Origin of the sequence: Microvirgula sp. AG722, assembly GCF_003269145.1 — a bacterium.
GTDB lineage: Bacteria > Pseudomonadota > Gammaproteobacteria > Burkholderiales > Aquaspirillaceae > Microvirgula > Microvirgula aerodenitrificans.
Genome location: NZ_QLTJ01000019.1, coordinates 41,413 through 56,395, shown reverse-complemented (window position 1 = coordinate 56,395; position 14,983 = coordinate 41,413). Strand labels below are relative to the sequence as shown.

Sequence of the window (14,983 nt, the reverse complement as noted above, 5' to 3'; positions counted from 1 at the left end):
TCTCAAAAGAACTTCTGAAAGTTCTTCCTTGACTGTGTAAGCCTTGCTTTTCAGCAAGCGCCTACACTTATCGGTTGTCTGTTTTGTTAAAGAGCGTTTTTCCGAACTGAATCAGCAACTTGCTGCTTCGTTCGGCGCTGCGTCGTGCAGCGAGGAAGCGAACTATACGTCCGCCCCTCTCTTCCGTCAACACCCGTTTTCCGCTTTTTTGTCACCGATTCGGCAAGTCCTTGAGAGAAAAAGGCTTTGTTTCAGCCTTCCGCCGCCCCCTTGCGACGCTCGGCCAGCGCGGAAATGACTTTCCGGGCCGGTTTCGCCGCCGGAAGCGGGAAACCGACACCGACGGAGAAACCGTCGGTGTCCTTGAGGAATGCCAGCCGGGCAGCGTGTGCATCGGCAATGCGCTTGACCATGGCCAGTCCCAGGCCGGAACCGCCGTCGGCGGTTCGGGCCGCTTCACCGCGCGTGAACGGCCGCAACAAGCGGGCGGTGGCCTCATCCGGAAAACCGCTGCCGCCATCGTGGACCTGCAACCACAGGCAGCCATCAGTCTGATGTACACGAACCGTCACCGGCGGCTGACCGTAACGCAGGGCGTTGTCGATCAGATTGCCGAGCAGACGCCGTACGGCCACTGGCCGGATCGGAATGTCGAGCAGCGGATGGTTGTCGTCCAGGCTCACCGGTTTGCCGTCGCGCTGATAGGGTTCGACCACGTCCCGGGCGAACAGGTACAGGTCAATGCGCTCCAGCGCTTCGTCCGGTTCGCCGCGCGCGTAATCGGAAAACTGCTTGAGGATGCGTTCGATGTCGGACAGGTCGGTCAGCATGCCATCCCGCAGCCAGGCTTCATCCATCATCTCGACTGACAGTCGCATGCGGGTCAGCGGCGTACGCAGGTCATGCGACACGCCGGCCAGCATGATGCGGCGGTCCCCTTCCAGCTCATGCAGGGCCTGTACGGTCCGGTTGAACTGGCGTGACAGCAATCGGAATTCGTCCGGTCCCGACTCGACGAGCGGTTCCGGGGTTTCGCCACGCTCCAGCCGCGCCGCAGCCCGATGCAGTTGCGCCAGCGGCAGCGACATGCGCCATGCCATCCATGAAGCGGCGAACAGCACGATGGCCAGGAAGGCGACGATGGTCAGCGGCCAGGTCGAGCCCACTTCGCTGTGCAGACGCCCCAGCGGCAGGATCAGCCAGTACGGTTTGTCGAGAATGGTCACCGCCAGCCACAGCTCGTTGACCGGGTCACGCTCGACCCGGGCGTCGTCAATGACCAGCCCGCCGGCGGCCAGGGCCTGCATGATCGAGCGCTGTTCGCGGGTGGACGGGGTCAGCTCCGGTGGCATCAGGCCATCGGCCGGTACCAGGTTGATCCCGCCCGGGTGGTTGTACGCATCGAGGAAGCGATCACGCGCAGCGACCGGCAACCCTTCAAGCTGCTGCTCGGCATCGGCGAGGACGTCGAAGATCTGTTCGGCCGTCTGCTGGGCAATCAGCCGCTCGCGGCTGGCCCCGAAGATCAGCACCGCCACCAGCTGGCTGAGCAGCACCGTGCCCAGCAGCAGCCAGGCAAAGCGACCGAACAGACTGCGCGGCACCAGCCGCATCAGACGTTTTCCCCGTCCGGCACGAACACGTAACCAAAGCCCCACACGGTGCGGATGAAGCGCGGTTCGCTGCTGTCGGCTTCAATCAGCTTGCGCAGGCGGGAAATCTGCACGTCGACGCTGCGGTCGAACGCTTCGATATCGCGTCCGCGCGCCAGCTGCATCAGCCGTTCGCGCGACAGCGGTTTGCGCGGATGGGTGACCAGTACCAGCAGCATGGCGAATTCGGCCGGCGTCAGCGCCACCGGCTCGTCCTTGCGCCGCAGTTCGCGACAACCGGCGTCGAGCACGAAATCACCGAACGGGTAGCTTTCCCCGGCCGCTGTTTCCGCCGCCAGCGCCGGCACCGGTGCCTGGCGCCGCAGGACGGCCTGGATGCGCGCCACCAGCTCGCGCGGGTTGAACGGTTTGCCGAGGTAATCGTCGGCGCCCATTTCCAGCCCGACAATGCGGTCGATATCGTCGCCCTTGGCCGTCAGCAGGATGATCGGAATCGTTTCCCCGGTCGCCCGCAGGCGCCGCACCACGGACAGTCCGTCCTCGCCCGGCAGCATCAGGTCGAGCACGATCAGGTCCGGCCGGCGTTGCTGCAGGCGCTGGTCCAGCCGGCTGGCATCGGCGTAGGCATCGGCATCGAATCCCTGCTGTTGCAGGTAACGCAACAGCAATTCGCGGATTCGCGGATCGTCGTCGACGATGAGGATTTTCTTGGTGTTCAGCGTGTCTTGGGTCATGGTGCCTAGTGTATTCGTGATTTTTTATTCCGCAAATCCAGGCGATACAGTCATTTACATGTCCTGCCCGCCACGACACAGCGTCGCAACACCGCCGCGTGTACAGTGCGAGGCATCAGAGGGAAGATGGCGAAGCCGCCCCGGCAAGGTCATTTCACCTATATGATTTATTGTTTCCATTGAGTGGTGAGGTTGATGAAAGGCTTGTTTTACAGTCTGCTGTCGATCGGCGCCCTGATCTCCACCATGACCCGGGCAGCGCCGCCGAGTGATCGCGGCCAGCAGGTCGAACCCTGGCGGGAGCATCGCGAACGACGGCTGCAACAGGCGCTGGAGAATGGCGATGTGACCCAGGCCCAGGCCGAACGTGCCCGCCGCCAGTGGGAGGAGCGCCGCTCCTCGCGCAGTCAGCCGCGCGATCCCGGGTCCGCCCGTGAACCGGTTCGCCCGATCCGTCAGGACTGGGCTCCGGATGCGCCCCAGGGCTGGCGCAATGATCGCCGGTTCTGATCCTTGTCCCCAGCGAGCGGGGATGGCGGCGTGGACAATCTGTGGATAAGTCATCCAAGTTGCTGTCCGCACACCGGATTCCCCTTCCTGCCTAAAATTTGGGCAGCCCGCACTGAAATCCCGAAATAAAACAGCCCGTCAGTATTGACGGGCTGTTTTCATTTGTTCCGCATGGTCAGGCGACGGCAACCGGGATCTTGCCGATCCGGGCCTGCCAGGTCTTCGGCCCGGTCTGGTGGACGCTCTCGCCACAGGCGTCGACGGCAACCGTCACCGGCATGTCCCTGACGTCGAACTCGTAGATCGCTTCCATGCCCAGGTCCTCGAAGCCGACCACGCGCGCGTGCTTGATGGCCTTTGCCACCAGGTAGGCTGCGCCACCGACTGCCATCAGATAGGCGGACTTGTGCTTCTTGATCGCCTCGATCGCAACCGGGCCGCGTTCGGCCTTGCCAACCATGGAAATCAGGCCGGTCTGGCTGAGCATCATTTCGGTGAACTTGTCCATCCGCGTTGCGGTGGTCGGGCCGGCCGGGCCGACGGCCTCGTCGCGCACCGGATCGACCGGGCCGACGTAGTAGATCACGCGGTTGGTGAAGTCGACCGGCAGCGTTTCCCCCCTGGCCAGCATGTCGTTGATGCGCTTGTGCGCAGCATCGCGACCGGTCAGCATCTTGCCGTTCAGCAGCAGGGTCTGGCCCGGCTTCCAGCTGGCGACCTGTTCCGGCGTCAGCGTATCCAGATCGACACGGGTGGCGACCTCGGTGTCCGGCGCCCAGCTGACTGCCGGCCAGTCTTCCAGCTTCGGCGTTTCCAGATGCGCCGGGCCGTTGCCGTCGAGGTGGAAGTGCACGTGGCGGGTCGCGGCACAGTTCGGGATCATGGCCACCGGCAGGCTGGCGGCATGGGTCGGGTAGTCGAGGATCTTGATGTCGAGCACCGTGGTCAGGCCGCCCAGGCCCTGGGCGCCGATACCGAGTGCGTTGACCTTGTCGAACAGTTCAAGCCGCAGCTCTTCGACCCGGTTCTGCGGACCGCGGGCGATCAGCTCATCGATATCGACCGGCGCCATCAGCGATTCCTTCGCCATCAGCAGCGCCTTTTCCGGCGTGCCGCCGATGCCGATGCCGAGAATCCCCGGCGGACACCAGCCGGCCCCCATGGTCGGCACGGTCTTCAGTACCCAGTCGACGATCGAGTCGGACGGGTTCAGCATGGCCATCTTGCTCTTGTTTTCCGAACCGCCGCCCTTGGCGGCACAGATCACTTCGATGCCGTCACCCGGGACGATTTCGTAGTGGACCACGGCCGGCGTGTTGTCGCGCGAGTTCTTGCGCAGACCGGCCGGATCGAGCAGCACGGACGCGCGCAGCTTGTTGTCCGGGTTCAGATAGGCGCGGCGCACCCCTTCGTTGACCATGTCCTGCACCGATTGCGTCGCATCCCAGCGCACGTTCATGCCGACTTTCAGGAACACCACGGCAATGCCGGTGTCCTGGCAGATCGGGCGGTGCCCTTCGGCACAGAGTCGGCTGTTGGTCAGGATCTGGGCGATGGCATCCTTGGCGGCCGGGCTTTCTTCGCGCTCGTACGCGCGGCCCAGTGCCTGGATGTAATCTTTGGGGTGGTAGTAGCTGATGTACTGGAATGCGTCAGCGATGCTGGCGATGAAGTCCTCTTGGCGGATGACGGCCATCTGTTTCTCCGGGTGCGCTTGTGCAGAAAATTGTCACAAGATTGTACCGGAGACTGCGGACAAAGGCGGACCACACAGTCTATTGAACATCCGCACGGCCGGACGGGCTTGCCCCGCCCCGGCGTGCCACCGGCCATGCCGCCGGGCCGTCAGTCGCGGGCCGCGTATTCCGCCAGCCGGGCCATGACCCGCCACCAGGCAGCCATGTCCGCTTCGCCGACCGATGCGGCGATCTCGTCCATCATCCGCAATTGGTTTTCGGACAGCTGCCCGAGCAGGGACTGCCCGCTGTCGGTCAGTCGCAGTTCCTTCACCCGCCGGTCATGGCTGGCGATGCCGGCCACAATCAGTTGCTGTTCCTGCAGGTGGCGCAGCGGCGCATTGACGGCCTGCTTGCTGACCCCCAGCACGCGCAACAGCATGTTGACGCTGATGCCGGGATTGCTGCCGACAAAATGCAGGATGCGGTGATGGACCCTGGCCAGACCGCGAGCAGCCAGCATCTCGTCGGGTTTGCTGGTGAAGGCGCGGTAGGTGTAGTACATCAACGAGATAGGATCGTTGAGGGAATGGGGCATGATGGTCGTCGGCATGGCGGCATGGATGGTCTCGCGGATGGCGCATTGTAACGTCATTGCCCGTGATTCGATGATTGCCCAAGGTCAATCAATATGACATTAAGCATTCCCCGCGCACGAAAGCGAGCCCGGCCGACAGGCGGCAGCAGATGAAACCGTCCATTCAGCCCTCCCCGGCGAACCGCCGCGTGCACCACGCTATCGGCCGGGACGCGAGCGCCGGCGCCCTTCGCGCAGTGCATTGAGCATCAGCAGCATGAAGGCCAGCAGTGCCACGCCATTCAGCGATGCGCCGAGCGCGACCCAGTCGGCCCGCGCCAGCCAGCCGCCACTGAAACGGATCAGCAGGCCGATATTCAGCAGCAGCAGGGGCAGGTAGAACTGTGGCCGGTAGCGCGCCTTCAGCCCGCTGACGGCGGGCAGGATGATCAGCGCATGGCCGAACACCATCGACAGCACGAAGCCGATCACCACGCCGTGCAATGCCATGTCGTATCCCGGCCCGGCCTGATAGCCACCGCCGGCCATCAGCGCCAGCGCCGATAGCGCCAGCCAGGCATAGCCGGACAGCAGGCAGATGGCGACAAAACGCGGCAGGCCCTGGCCACGGACGGTATGCCGGGCCACGTCGAAGCGCACCATCCAGGCCGCCAGCGCCAGCAGCGCCAGTCCGGTCAGCAGACCCGCACCACTGAGCAGACCGGCCAGCCACAGCAGCATGACGGCATCGAAAGCCCGTTCAGCCCACGGCGGCCGCGGCGCGAAGCGCGACAGTTCCAGCCGTTCGGCGGCAATGGTCAGCACCAGAAAGGCCATCCACCAGCCCAGCACTTCGGCCAGCGGTCGCGCCATCAGCCACAGCACATTGCCGATGCTCCAGCAGCCGGCGGCCACCGCCAGGTAAAAGGTGAAGTTCTGTGCCTGCCGGCGCCAGACACTGACCGACATTGCCACCAGCATCAGACTGGCGGCAGTGATCAGCAACATGCCTTCCGGACGTCCGGCCAGCAGCAGCAGGGCGCCGAGCCAGGCACCGACCGGGGCCAGCCAGCCCCAGCGCTTGCCGAGCGCCACCGCCCGCTCCAGCGCAATCAGGCTGCCAAAGAAGCCACCGACCATCAGCGCACCATGCCAGCCAATCCCGCCGGCGCTGGTCGGCACCGGCACGCCAACCCTGACCAGGCCACCGGCCACGGCCATCCACAGCACCAGCGGGAACGTCAACAGCAGCAACAAGCGGAGTTTCATGGCAATCCTTGCCGGCATGGAGGGGAAAAGGCGTCAGACCGGCTGGTCGTCCTGCCAGCCGAAGCGTTGCCGCAGTTCCGGCGACATCCGCGCCGGCGACCATGCCGGCTCCCAGACCACGCTGACGTCGATCTGCCAGTCGTCGGGCAGTGCATCGAGCAGGGTCTGCCGGACGTCGTCATACAGCATGTCCCCCATCGGGCAGGCCGGCGAAGTCATGGTCATGCTGACAGACAGGCTGTCGGCGCCCAGCTCGACGCCGTAGATCAGCCCGATGTCGACGATATTGAACCCCAGTTCGGGGTCGATCACGTCCCGCAGCAGGTCCAGTACGCCATTCCGGTCGATATTCGCCATGTCGGCCCCTTTAAGATGTAAAATTTATACCACTAATAGTACGCCCTGCCCGGCCCACGAATCAATGAGGCGACAATTCCGATGAGACTGACTTCCTTCACCGACTACAGCCTGCGGGTGCTGATGTACGCCGCCCTGTGCGATGACCGTCTGGTCACCATTGGCGAACTGGCTGACACCTACCGCATTTCTGCCAACCATCTGATGAAGGTCGTGCACCTGCTGGGCCAGCATGGCTATCTGCTGACTGTGCGTGGCAAGGGGGGCGGCCTGCGGCTGGGCCGCGCACCGGCGCAGATCAATCTGGGCGAGCTGGTCCGCCTGACCGAGGGGAGTGACGCGCTGGTCGAGTGCTTCGGCAGCGAACACTCGGCATGCCGCATCGAGCATGCCTGTCTGTTGTATGGGGTATTGCGCGAGGCGCAGGAAGCGTTTTTTTCCACGCTGGGGCACTACACGCTGGCATCGCTGCTGGAAAGACCGGTACCGTTGTCCCGTGCACTCGGGCTGACCATTCCGATCACGCCGGCCTGATATCGCTTACAGCGTCAGGCCCAGTTTCGGCGCGAGTTCACGCGCCACCAGCCCGATCCGGTCGGTGATCCGCAGGTCGAAGGCCGACTCGAACTGGGTCGGCCCCAGGTTCACCAGCACCGTGCGCAGGCCGATGCGGCGGGCGATCAGCGGCAACTGGTTGATCGGTCCGACTTCCAGCGACGACCCCATCACCAGCAGCAGGTCGCAATCGGCCAGGGCGGCCACGGCATCGTCCATGCGCTCGACGGCTTCGCCATACAGCACGACATCCGGTTTGAGGATGTCACCGCAGCGGCTGCATTCCGGCAGCGTGTGGGCATTGATCCAGTCCAGGTCATGCACGGTGCCGCAACTCGGGCACTGCGCACGCTCGATGGAACCATGGACTTCGACGATATGCCGGCTGCCGGCACGGGCGTGCAGGCCGTCAACGTTCTGCGTGACGACGGTAACGTGCCGGTCTCCGTCATCCAGGGCGGCCAGCAGACGGTGACCGTCGTTCGGCGCATGGCCGGCGGACAGCTTCAGCTGGAAAATATCCTTGAACGCTGCCCAGAATGCGACCGGGTCGCGGTAGAAGTAATCGATGGAGATCACTTCCGGCAGACTCTGGTCGCGGGTATAGCGTCCCTGGTAGGAGCGGAAATCGGGGATGCCGGATTCGGTGCTCATGCCGGCGCCGGTCATGACGACCAGACGCCGGGAGGCAGCAATCCACCCGGCCAGTTGATCGAGTTCGGCAGTCATCGGATCAGGCGGCAGGGGAAGTCGGGTCAGGCGCGCTCGTAACGCGGCGGCAGCAACAGTGCCGGCACTTCGCGCGGCTCGCGCTGGAAGCGCGGGGTCAGCGGCAAACGCCGACCCTGCCTGAGCGGCAGCTCGTCATCGTCGTCGTCATCCACATCGCTGCGATCGTTGTCGACGTTCTCGATGCGGCTGGCCTTCACCGGCGCCGGTTTGCGTTCGGCCAGTGCCGGGCGGGGCGGGCGCTCGGTCACCGGACGCGGAATCCAGCTCGGCCAGAAGGCGTTGTGGCATTCCGGCTTCAGCGTCTGCCGGGTCAGCTTTTCGATGGCTTCGAGCAGGCGCTGTTCGTCTTCACTCATCAGCGACAGGGCAACACCGGAGCTGCCGGCGCGGCCGGTACGGCCAATGCGGTGCACGTAGTCTTCGGGCGAATTCGGCATCTCGAAGTTCACCACGTACGGCAGTTCGGTGATGTCGAGCCCGCGCGCGGCGATGTCGGTTGCCACCAGCACGCGCAGCTTGCCATCCTTGAACGAAGCCAGGGTATCCAGTCGCGCCTGCTGGGCCTTGTCGCCGTGGATGGCTTCGGCCTGGATGTGATCGAACTGGCGCAGTTCGCGTGCCAGCCGGTCGGCACCCTGCTTGGTGCGGCAGAACACGATGACCTGGGTCATTTCGCGCTCATTGATCAGGCGGCCAAGCAGCTGGCGCTTGCGGGCACCGTCGACGGCGAACACGCGCTGTTCGATCGACGCCGCGGTCGCGTTCTGGCGAGCGACCTCGATGGTGATCGGGTCGGTCATGAATTCGCTGGACAGACGCTTGATCTCGGCCGAGAACGTGGCGGAGAACAGCAGGGTCTGACGCGTCTTCGGCAGCAGGCTGATAATGCGGCGGATGTCGGGGATGAAGCCCATGTCGAGCATGCGGTCGGCTTCGTCCAGCACCAGCATTTCGACCCGGTTCAGGATGACGGTTTTCTGTTCGATATGGTCGAGCAGGCGTCCCGGTGTGGCGACGACGATTTCCACCCCGCGGCGCAGCGCTTCTTTCTGCGGATCAATATTGATCCCGCCAAAAACGACGGCATGACGCAGCGGCAGGTATTTGCGGTATTGCTCGACCGACGAGGCAACCTGGTCGGCCAGTTCGCGGGTCGGCGTCAGGATCAGGCAGCGCACCGGGTGCATGGCCGGGCTGACGCTGGTGCTGGCATGCCGGCGCAGGCGCGCCAGGATCGGCAGCGTGAACGCGGCAGTCTTGCCGGTCCCGGTCTGGGCGGCGGCAAGCAGGTCCCGTCCGGCGAGCACTTCAGGGATGGCGCGCGCCTGAATCGGGGTTGGCTCGCTGTAGCCGAGCTCATCAATAGCACGCTGAATCTCTGCGGGCAGTCCCAGTTCGGCAAACGACATCTTGTGGTATCTCCTGCAACAACGGTGGCGGTTCAAGGGGGCGAACTATACGCGCCAAAGCAATGAAATTCCACGCTTTTCATGAATGATACGCATGGAATGACCAAGCCCCCGCAGTCGGGGGGCTTTTGCGACATCGAATGACCCGAATCGGGGCAAGATCCGCGGGCGGCGGGCAAACCGCCCCCGGAGCAGGCTTTCCCCTGATCCGGCGCAACGGGATGATCGGCAGGCGGGCGGCCTCCCCCGCTCACACCAGGGCGCGCGCCACGGTGAACAGCAGGATCACGAACAGCCACACCACGACAGAACGCCAGACCAGACCGATCGCACGCTTCAGGTAATCCGGGTCGGCATCGTCGCCGACGCCGAGTTCCGGGCGGTACTTGACGGTGTAGTCCTGCCGCAGCGGATCACCGAGCTTGACGCCAATGGCACCGGCCGCGCTGGCCAGCAGAATGCCGTAGGCGTAGTTGCCCCAGGCCTGGGCCTGGGCACGCCAGCAGTACACGGCATCCTCGAAATCTCCCATCACGGCAAAGGTGGCACTGGTCAGCCGGATCGGCAGCCAGTCCAGCCATTCGCTGATCCGGCGGGCCGGCAGACCGAAGCGGTCGCCGAACTGCAGGTCGCGCACGCCCCACTTCTGGTACAGCATGCTGGCCAGACGGTACAGCACCGCACCGCTCGGCCCCGGCAGCAGTACATACCAGAACATGGTGCCGAACACATGCCGGTATGAGTCGACCACGCCCTGCTCGATGGTCAGGCGCGAAATTTCGTTGACGTCGAGCTCCGATGTCGGCTGCCCGGTCCAGCGTCCGAGCGACAGCTGTGCGTCGATGACACGGCCTTCGTTCAGCGCCTCGGTAATTTCGGTCAGCGCACTGGAAAAGTGGCGGAACCCCATCGTCAGATAGAGGATGCCCACGTTCCAGACCAGCGCCAGCAGTGGCGACAGCTTGTGCAGCGAGTAAAACACGGCCAGCGACAGGATGACCGGCAGCAGCACGGCCAGCAGCCAGGCCAGCATGCCGTGGCGGGACTCGCCCGCATTGAAATTGCGTTCGAGCGTGTTGGCGTAACGGGTGAACTGCAGGAGCAGGCGGTTACGATTGCCGAGCGGCCGCAACTGCTCCAGCGCGAGAGCCAGGATGATCGAGATCAGAGTCATGTCGTGCCGGGATAAAACAGGTTGTTGGGACAATACCATAAACCATCAAAACGGCAGAACGGCAGACGGGCCGGACAATGCTGCATCCGGCCCGGGCTGGCAGGCAAAACCGCCAGAAAAAGCCGCGGGCTCAGTACAGCAGCCGCCAGTTCGCCATCACGCCGCGGTCCTGACTGCCGTCGTCGCGACTCAGGTAGCCCTCCAGGCTGAAGCGCCCGTGGCGTCCCTGGTGGCTGAGGCCCAGCCGACCGTCGTAGCCGAAGCGGCGCCGGCCATCCTCCGCCGCCAGGGCAAAGCGGGCATCCGGCGCACCGGCCAGGCTCGCCTCCCGCCGGCCGGCCTGACGCAGCATGGCCGGTCGGCCATGGAACTGTGCATCCAGCTGCCAGCCTCGCGACCGCGAATCCCGCCCGTCATGGCTGAAACGCAATCCCAGCAGCGCCTCCAGCGCCACGTCGTGCCGCGACGTCACCCGCAGCCCGAAGGCCCCGGCGTCGCGTTCCCGCAGTGCGCCGTCTCGCTGGTAGCGCAGCCTGACGCCAAGCAGCGGGGTCAGCACCGCACCGCCGACCGGCTGTGCCAGCGCCAGGTTCAGCCGGGCCCCCAGCTGGTCGCGCCGGTGATCGGCCCGCGCCCGGTAATTGACCGCCTTGCTCCCCGTGCCATAGTCGAGCGTGCGCCGGGTGCGGTACTGGTGCAGGAAGTAGTCGAGGTGGCCCTCCACGGCCAGCCCGGTCGTCAGCGGCCGCGCATAGCGGGCGCCAAGGTACTGGCTGCTGCCGTCCAGTCCCTGCTCCCGGTCCTTGCTGCTGCCCGGCGACACGCGGGCAAAACCGTAGCGCACCGCCAGTTGCGCCGTGCCGGGTGCAAAGCGCTGCTGCAGCGCGACCATGTCGTAGGCTGACGCACCCAGCCGGCTGCCGCGTTCGCCACGCCCGAGCAGCCTGAAGCCGAAGCCGGTGGCATCCTCGGCCACGCTGTCGGCCATCCGGTCGAAACGGTGTTCCAGCGTGGGCACGGCCCGCAGTGACCGGTCAAAGCCGGCGCCGGACAGCTGGCGCAGCGCGCGGGCAAAATCTTCACGCCCCGGCAGTTCCAGGCTGGAGAACAGTCTGCCGCGCCCGTAGCTGCGCTCCAGGGCGCTGGCGACCGGTGCCAGCGACGCGTCGGCAATCAGGTCGCGGTAGTCGTTCTTGACCAGGGTGACGCCGATATCGCCGTCGTTGTCATGGTAGCCCCGCGCCTCCCAGACCACGGTGGTCGAACGGATATTGCCGGCGCCGCTCAGCCCCTTGCCGGTGACGAGCTTGGGATAGACCTGCTGTCTGGCCGATGTGCCGGCAGTAAAACCGGTATCGATGCGGACGTCGTGACCAAGCGCCAGATAATCGCCGGACAGCGTGCCGGCGCTGCTGGCGCTGGTACCGATCTGGTAGTGGTCCAGCGGGTTTGTCCCGGCCTGCGGCGAGGCGCCAGAATCCCTGGCAGAATCCATGATGGCCTTGGCAATGCGCGGCTGGAAAACCAGCCCGGCAGCCTCTGGTGTGTCGCTCTTGTCGCTCTGCCTGGTATGCGGATCCTTGAACGTGTCGCAGCCCCCGTCATCGCCGCACTCCAGAATGACACGGCCGCGGTTGATCAGCTTGCCCCTTCCCTGCAGGTGGAAGGCATGCGACTGCCGGGCACGTATCCTGATGGTGCCTTCATTGATGATGGCGGCCCGGCTGCTGGCCCTGGGGCCCAGCATCATCGCCACCATGCCGCTGCCCTGACCTGCCAGGGTGATGGTGCCACGGTTCACCAGCTGTGAATCGGCATCGCTGTACATGCCCACGGCCTTGTCGCCGAACAGCACGATGTAGCCGTCGTTAAACAGGTCATGGCCGTCGTGCTGCGTTTTCACGTGCAGGGCATTGACCGTGCCATTGCTCGCGGTGAACAGGATTTCACCGCTGTTGACGAACAGGTTCCGTGCCGGCCCGCCGGACGTGTTCATGGCGCTCGATGTCGCCAGCACGCCGTAGCCGCTGTCCGCCACCAGTTTGCCGGTATTCAGGGTCACGCCCTTGCCGAACGACCAGCCGTCCTTGTAGATCGCCGGCGCCTTGTCGCCGCCGGCTGCGGGCCTCGTGGCCATGACAAAACCATGGTTGACGAACGAGCCATTCCGGTACACCCCGATGCTGGCACTGCCTGTCAGGTTGAGGGTTGCGTGCTTCTCGTTGGTCAGCGTGCCATCCACGGGAGAGTAAGCGCTCAGACTGAGCTGGCGGTGGTTATTGAAAAAGCCGGCCGGCACCGGGTTTCCGTCACTGTCGATCGTCAGCGATGTCAGCTGCATGCGGCCGGTGTTGTTCAACGTCCCGGCCACGATCTCCACGCGGCCGGATTCGACGGCGCCGTCGTGAGTCTGCACACTCCCCCGGCTGTCGATCTTCCACAGGCCGCCCGGCAGTTCGGTACGCGGCAGATTGCTGTAGTCCCGGGTTGGCGCTGGCACCTGGCCTGCACCATTTGTGTCCGGCGACAGGTCGCCATCTTCAATTCCGCCCCGTATGCCGTCCACCTCCGCGGCCAGATCGGCATGATAGGCCCGCTGCGAATAAAACTCGGACCGGTCGTGGGCACGCGTCGTGTCGTCCGTGTATGTTCTGCAGCGCGTGCTTGGGCAGAGCAGATTGACTGCCCCCATGTTCATCAGGAAGGCAAATCGCCCGGCCGCGACCAGGAATGCATGCGAGTCGTCGCTGTGGACGTTGATCACCCCCTTCGGCGCATTGACGATGAGGGCATTCTGTGTTGCCTGATTTCCCAGCACCATCGCGTACTGTCCGCGGGCCTTGCTGCCTTTTTCCCCCAGGTTGATGGTGCCGGCATTGATCATCTGGGAATCGCTGTCGCTGTACATCGCCACGGCCCCGTCTCCATGCACGGTAATCACGCCGGCGTTGAACAGGTCATGTCCCTGATGGCCAGTCATGACATTCAGCGCGCGCCGGGCATTGCCGGCAGCCGTGAACTCGATGTTGCGGCGATTGACGAACACATGGCGCCGCTCGGGCTTGCCGGTCGGGGTCGTCATGCTGCCGTGGCTTTCCATCACGCCATAGCCGCCTTGCGCCGTCAGTGTCCCCAGATTGACGCCACGCCCGGTCGAGTCCGACGCGGCGTGGCGGCGATAGATCACCGGCGCGCGTCCCTCGGCATCGACCGCCGCAGCACTGGCCGTGACAAGGCCGTAGTTGAAGAACGAGCCGTTGTACCGGTAGCCGATGCTGCCCGTCCCGCTCAGGTGCAGCGTGCCCCGCTCGCGGTTAAGGAGCAGACCGGACACCGAGGATGACCGGTCCACGCCCAGCGCGCCGGCATTGCGCAGCTCGCCCCCGATCGTCACCCCCATCCTGCTGGCCGAGCCGGCGTTGAGGAACTTGAGCGGCGTCGCCACATTCAGCACGCCGTTGGACAACTGGCCAGACTGCGTTCGCGCCTGGCCGCCCTGAATGTCCAGCACGTGCCCTTGCAGATCCAGCGTGCCGGTGGGGGCCGGGCTTGCCTGCAGGGGAGGCAGGTCGGTACCTGCCGGCAACGTGTCCCGGGATGGCTCCGTTTTTTTCAGCTCGGCACGCAGCCGCTCCGGCAGCACGAGGGACGGGTATCTGTCGCTCTTGTCCTGTTTTTCCGTCCCCGGGCGGAAGGTACCGCAGCTCTTGTCATTGCAGAGCAGGTTGACCTTGCCGCGGTTTATCAGCACCCGGTTATGATAAAAATCATCACCCAGGATGGCGAATGCGTAAGAGTTGCTGCTGTAGACGTTGATCTCGCCCTTTTCGTCGTTGAGGATGACGGCAGACGACATGGCATCCTTGCCCATCATCATGGCCACCTGCCCGCTGTCGGTGCTGCCTTCCTCTCCCAGGTTGATGATGCCGCGATTGACCAGCCTGGACTCGCTGTCGGTACGCATTGCCACCGCACCATTCCCCAGCACGGTGAGGATGCCGTCGTTGAGCACGTCATGGCCGGCATGGCCCGCCTTCACGAAGAGCGCATGCCGTGTGCCCTTGTCGGCGGTGAAGCGGATATTGCCGCGATTGATGAACAGGTTGCGCCGGTTTTCGTGATAGCTCGACGAGGTACGCATCAGCATGGTGGTGGTCATCACGCCATAGCCGCCACTGGCCACCAGGCGCCCGGTATTGATCTGCTGGCCGTCGCCGTCGCCGCGCCCGTCCATGAAGATGGCCTGCAAGTCATCCGGCCTGCTGGTCTGGTCCGCCACGATCATCCCGTGGTTGATGAAGGAACCGTTCTCCTCATACGCGACATGGCCCAGCCCGGACAGACGGATCAGGCCAGGCGTGTCATTGAGCAACGTGC

General features: G+C 64.6%; 12 protein-coding genes. 2 read left to right on the top strand and 10 right to left on the bottom strand.

Annotation, left to right across the window (positions count from 1 at the left end; translation table 11 throughout):
* Positions 1–251 precede the first annotated feature (251 nt).
* Both DFO50_RS16800 and ompR read right to left on the bottom strand, forming a co-directional pair.
* Entirely contained in the window at positions 252–1,613 is a 1,362-nt protein-coding gene (locus DFO50_RS16800) for an ATP-binding protein (protein WP_028500480.1), read from the bottom strand.
* On the bottom strand, positions 1,613–2,347 hold the full coding sequence (gene ompR, locus DFO50_RS16795; protein WP_028500479.1) for a two-component system response regulator OmpR: 735 nt from the start codon (positions 2,345–2,347) through the stop codon (positions 1,613–1,615). Before ompR ends, DFO50_RS16800 begins: the two co-directional genes overlap by 1 nt.
* Positions 2,348–2,542: 195 nt before the next feature.
* Here ompR and DFO50_RS16790 point away from each other — a divergent pair, with 195 nt between their 5' ends.
* Positions 2,543–2,857 (top strand): hypothetical protein, encoded by a 315-nt coding sequence (locus DFO50_RS16790; RefSeq protein WP_028500478.1) that lies wholly within the window; start codon positions 2,543–2,545, stop codon positions 2,855–2,857.
* 175 nt (positions 2,858–3,032) lie between these two features.
* Here DFO50_RS16790 and DFO50_RS16785 read toward each other — a convergent pair whose 3' ends face one another.
* From DFO50_RS16785 to DFO50_RS16770, 4 genes are all read right to left on the bottom strand, one after another.
* Complete coding sequence (locus DFO50_RS16785; protein ID WP_112692891.1) at positions 3,033–4,553, bottom strand: fumarate hydratase; 1,521 nt, start codon at positions 4,551–4,553, stop codon at positions 3,033–3,035.
* A 149-nt stretch (positions 4,554–4,702) separates the two neighbouring features.
* On the bottom strand, positions 4,703–5,188 hold the full coding sequence (locus DFO50_RS16780; RefSeq protein WP_233495295.1) for a MarR family winged helix-turn-helix transcriptional regulator: 486 nt from the start codon (positions 5,186–5,188) through the stop codon (positions 4,703–4,705).
* Between the two features lie 141 nt (positions 5,189–5,329).
* Complete coding sequence (locus tag DFO50_RS16775; protein WP_112692890.1) at positions 5,330–6,379, bottom strand: hypothetical protein; 1,050 nt, start codon at positions 6,377–6,379, stop codon at positions 5,330–5,332.
* A gap of 33 nt (positions 6,380–6,412) precedes the next feature.
* Complete coding sequence (locus DFO50_RS16770) at positions 6,413–6,736, bottom strand: metal-sulfur cluster assembly factor (RefSeq protein WP_036386950.1); 324 nt, start codon at positions 6,734–6,736, stop codon at positions 6,413–6,415.
* Between the two features lie 81 nt (positions 6,737–6,817).
* On the opposite strand from DFO50_RS16770, the gene DFO50_RS16765 reads away from it, so the two are divergent.
* Complete coding sequence (locus DFO50_RS16765) at positions 6,818–7,270, top strand: Rrf2 family transcriptional regulator (protein WP_028500473.1); 453 nt, start codon at positions 6,818–6,820, stop codon at positions 7,268–7,270.
* A gap of 6 nt (positions 7,271–7,276) precedes the next feature.
* On the opposite strand, the gene DFO50_RS16760 is transcribed toward DFO50_RS16765, so the two are convergent.
* The 4 genes from DFO50_RS16760 to DFO50_RS16745 all read right to left on the bottom strand — a co-directional run bounded on the left by DFO50_RS16760 (position 7,277) and on the right by DFO50_RS16745 (position 14,978).
* Positions 7,277–8,020 (bottom strand): NAD-dependent protein deacylase, encoded by a 744-nt coding sequence (locus DFO50_RS16760; RefSeq protein WP_107888679.1) that lies wholly within the window; start codon positions 8,018–8,020, stop codon positions 7,277–7,279.
* A gap of 26 nt (positions 8,021–8,046) precedes the next feature.
* Complete coding sequence (locus DFO50_RS16755; protein WP_028500471.1) at positions 8,047–9,432, bottom strand: DEAD/DEAH box helicase; 1,386 nt, start codon at positions 9,430–9,432, stop codon at positions 8,047–8,049.
* A 250-nt stretch (positions 9,433–9,682) separates the two neighbouring features.
* On the bottom strand, positions 9,683–10,606 hold the full coding sequence (locus DFO50_RS16750; protein WP_028500470.1) for a CobD/CbiB family protein: 924 nt from the start codon (positions 10,604–10,606) through the stop codon (positions 9,683–9,685).
* 130 nt (positions 10,607–10,736) lie between these two features.
* Positions 10,737–14,978 (bottom strand): autotransporter outer membrane beta-barrel domain-containing protein, encoded by a 4,242-nt coding sequence (locus tag DFO50_RS16745; RefSeq protein ID WP_112692889.1) that lies wholly within the window; start codon positions 14,976–14,978, stop codon positions 10,737–10,739.
* Between the last annotated feature and the right edge of the window lie 5 nt (positions 14,979–14,983).

Excerpts from the sequence above, each read along its gene's own strand:
- DFO50_RS16765 (WP_028500473.1), top strand. The coding sequence starts at position 6,818 with ATGAGACTGACTTCCTTCACCGACTACAGCCTGCGGGTGCTGATGTAC.
- DFO50_RS16755 (WP_028500471.1), bottom strand. The coding sequence starts at position 9,432 with ATGTCGTTTGCCGAACTGGGACTGCCCGCAGAGATTCAGCGTGCTATT.
- ompR (WP_028500479.1), bottom strand. The coding sequence starts at position 2,347 with ATGACCCAAGACACGCTGAACACCAAGAAAATCCTCATCGTCGACGAC.
- DFO50_RS16780 (WP_233495295.1), bottom strand. The coding sequence starts at position 5,188 with ATGACGTTACAATGCGCCATCCGCGAGACCATCCATGCCGCCATGCCG.
- DFO50_RS16790 (WP_028500478.1), top strand. The coding sequence starts at position 2,543 with ATGAAAGGCTTGTTTTACAGTCTGCTGTCGATCGGCGCCCTGATCTCC.
- DFO50_RS16750 (WP_028500470.1), bottom strand. The coding sequence starts at position 10,606 with ATGACTCTGATCTCGATCATCCTGGCTCTCGCGCTGGAGCAGTTGCGG.
- DFO50_RS16770 (WP_036386950.1), bottom strand. The coding sequence starts at position 6,736 with ATGGCGAATATCGACCGGAATGGCGTACTGGACCTGCTGCGGGACGTG.
- DFO50_RS16760 (WP_107888679.1), bottom strand. The coding sequence starts at position 8,020 with ATGACTGCCGAACTCGATCAACTGGCCGGGTGGATTGCTGCCTCCCGG.
- DFO50_RS16775 (WP_112692890.1), bottom strand. The coding sequence starts at position 6,379 with ATGAAACTCCGCTTGTTGCTGCTGTTGACGTTCCCGCTGGTGCTGTGG.
- DFO50_RS16800 (WP_028500480.1), bottom strand. The coding sequence starts at position 1,613 with ATGCGGCTGGTGCCGCGCAGTCTGTTCGGTCGCTTTGCCTGGCTGCTG.
- DFO50_RS16785 (WP_112692891.1), bottom strand. The coding sequence starts at position 4,553 with ATGGCCGTCATCCGCCAAGAGGACTTCATCGCCAGCATCGCTGACGCA.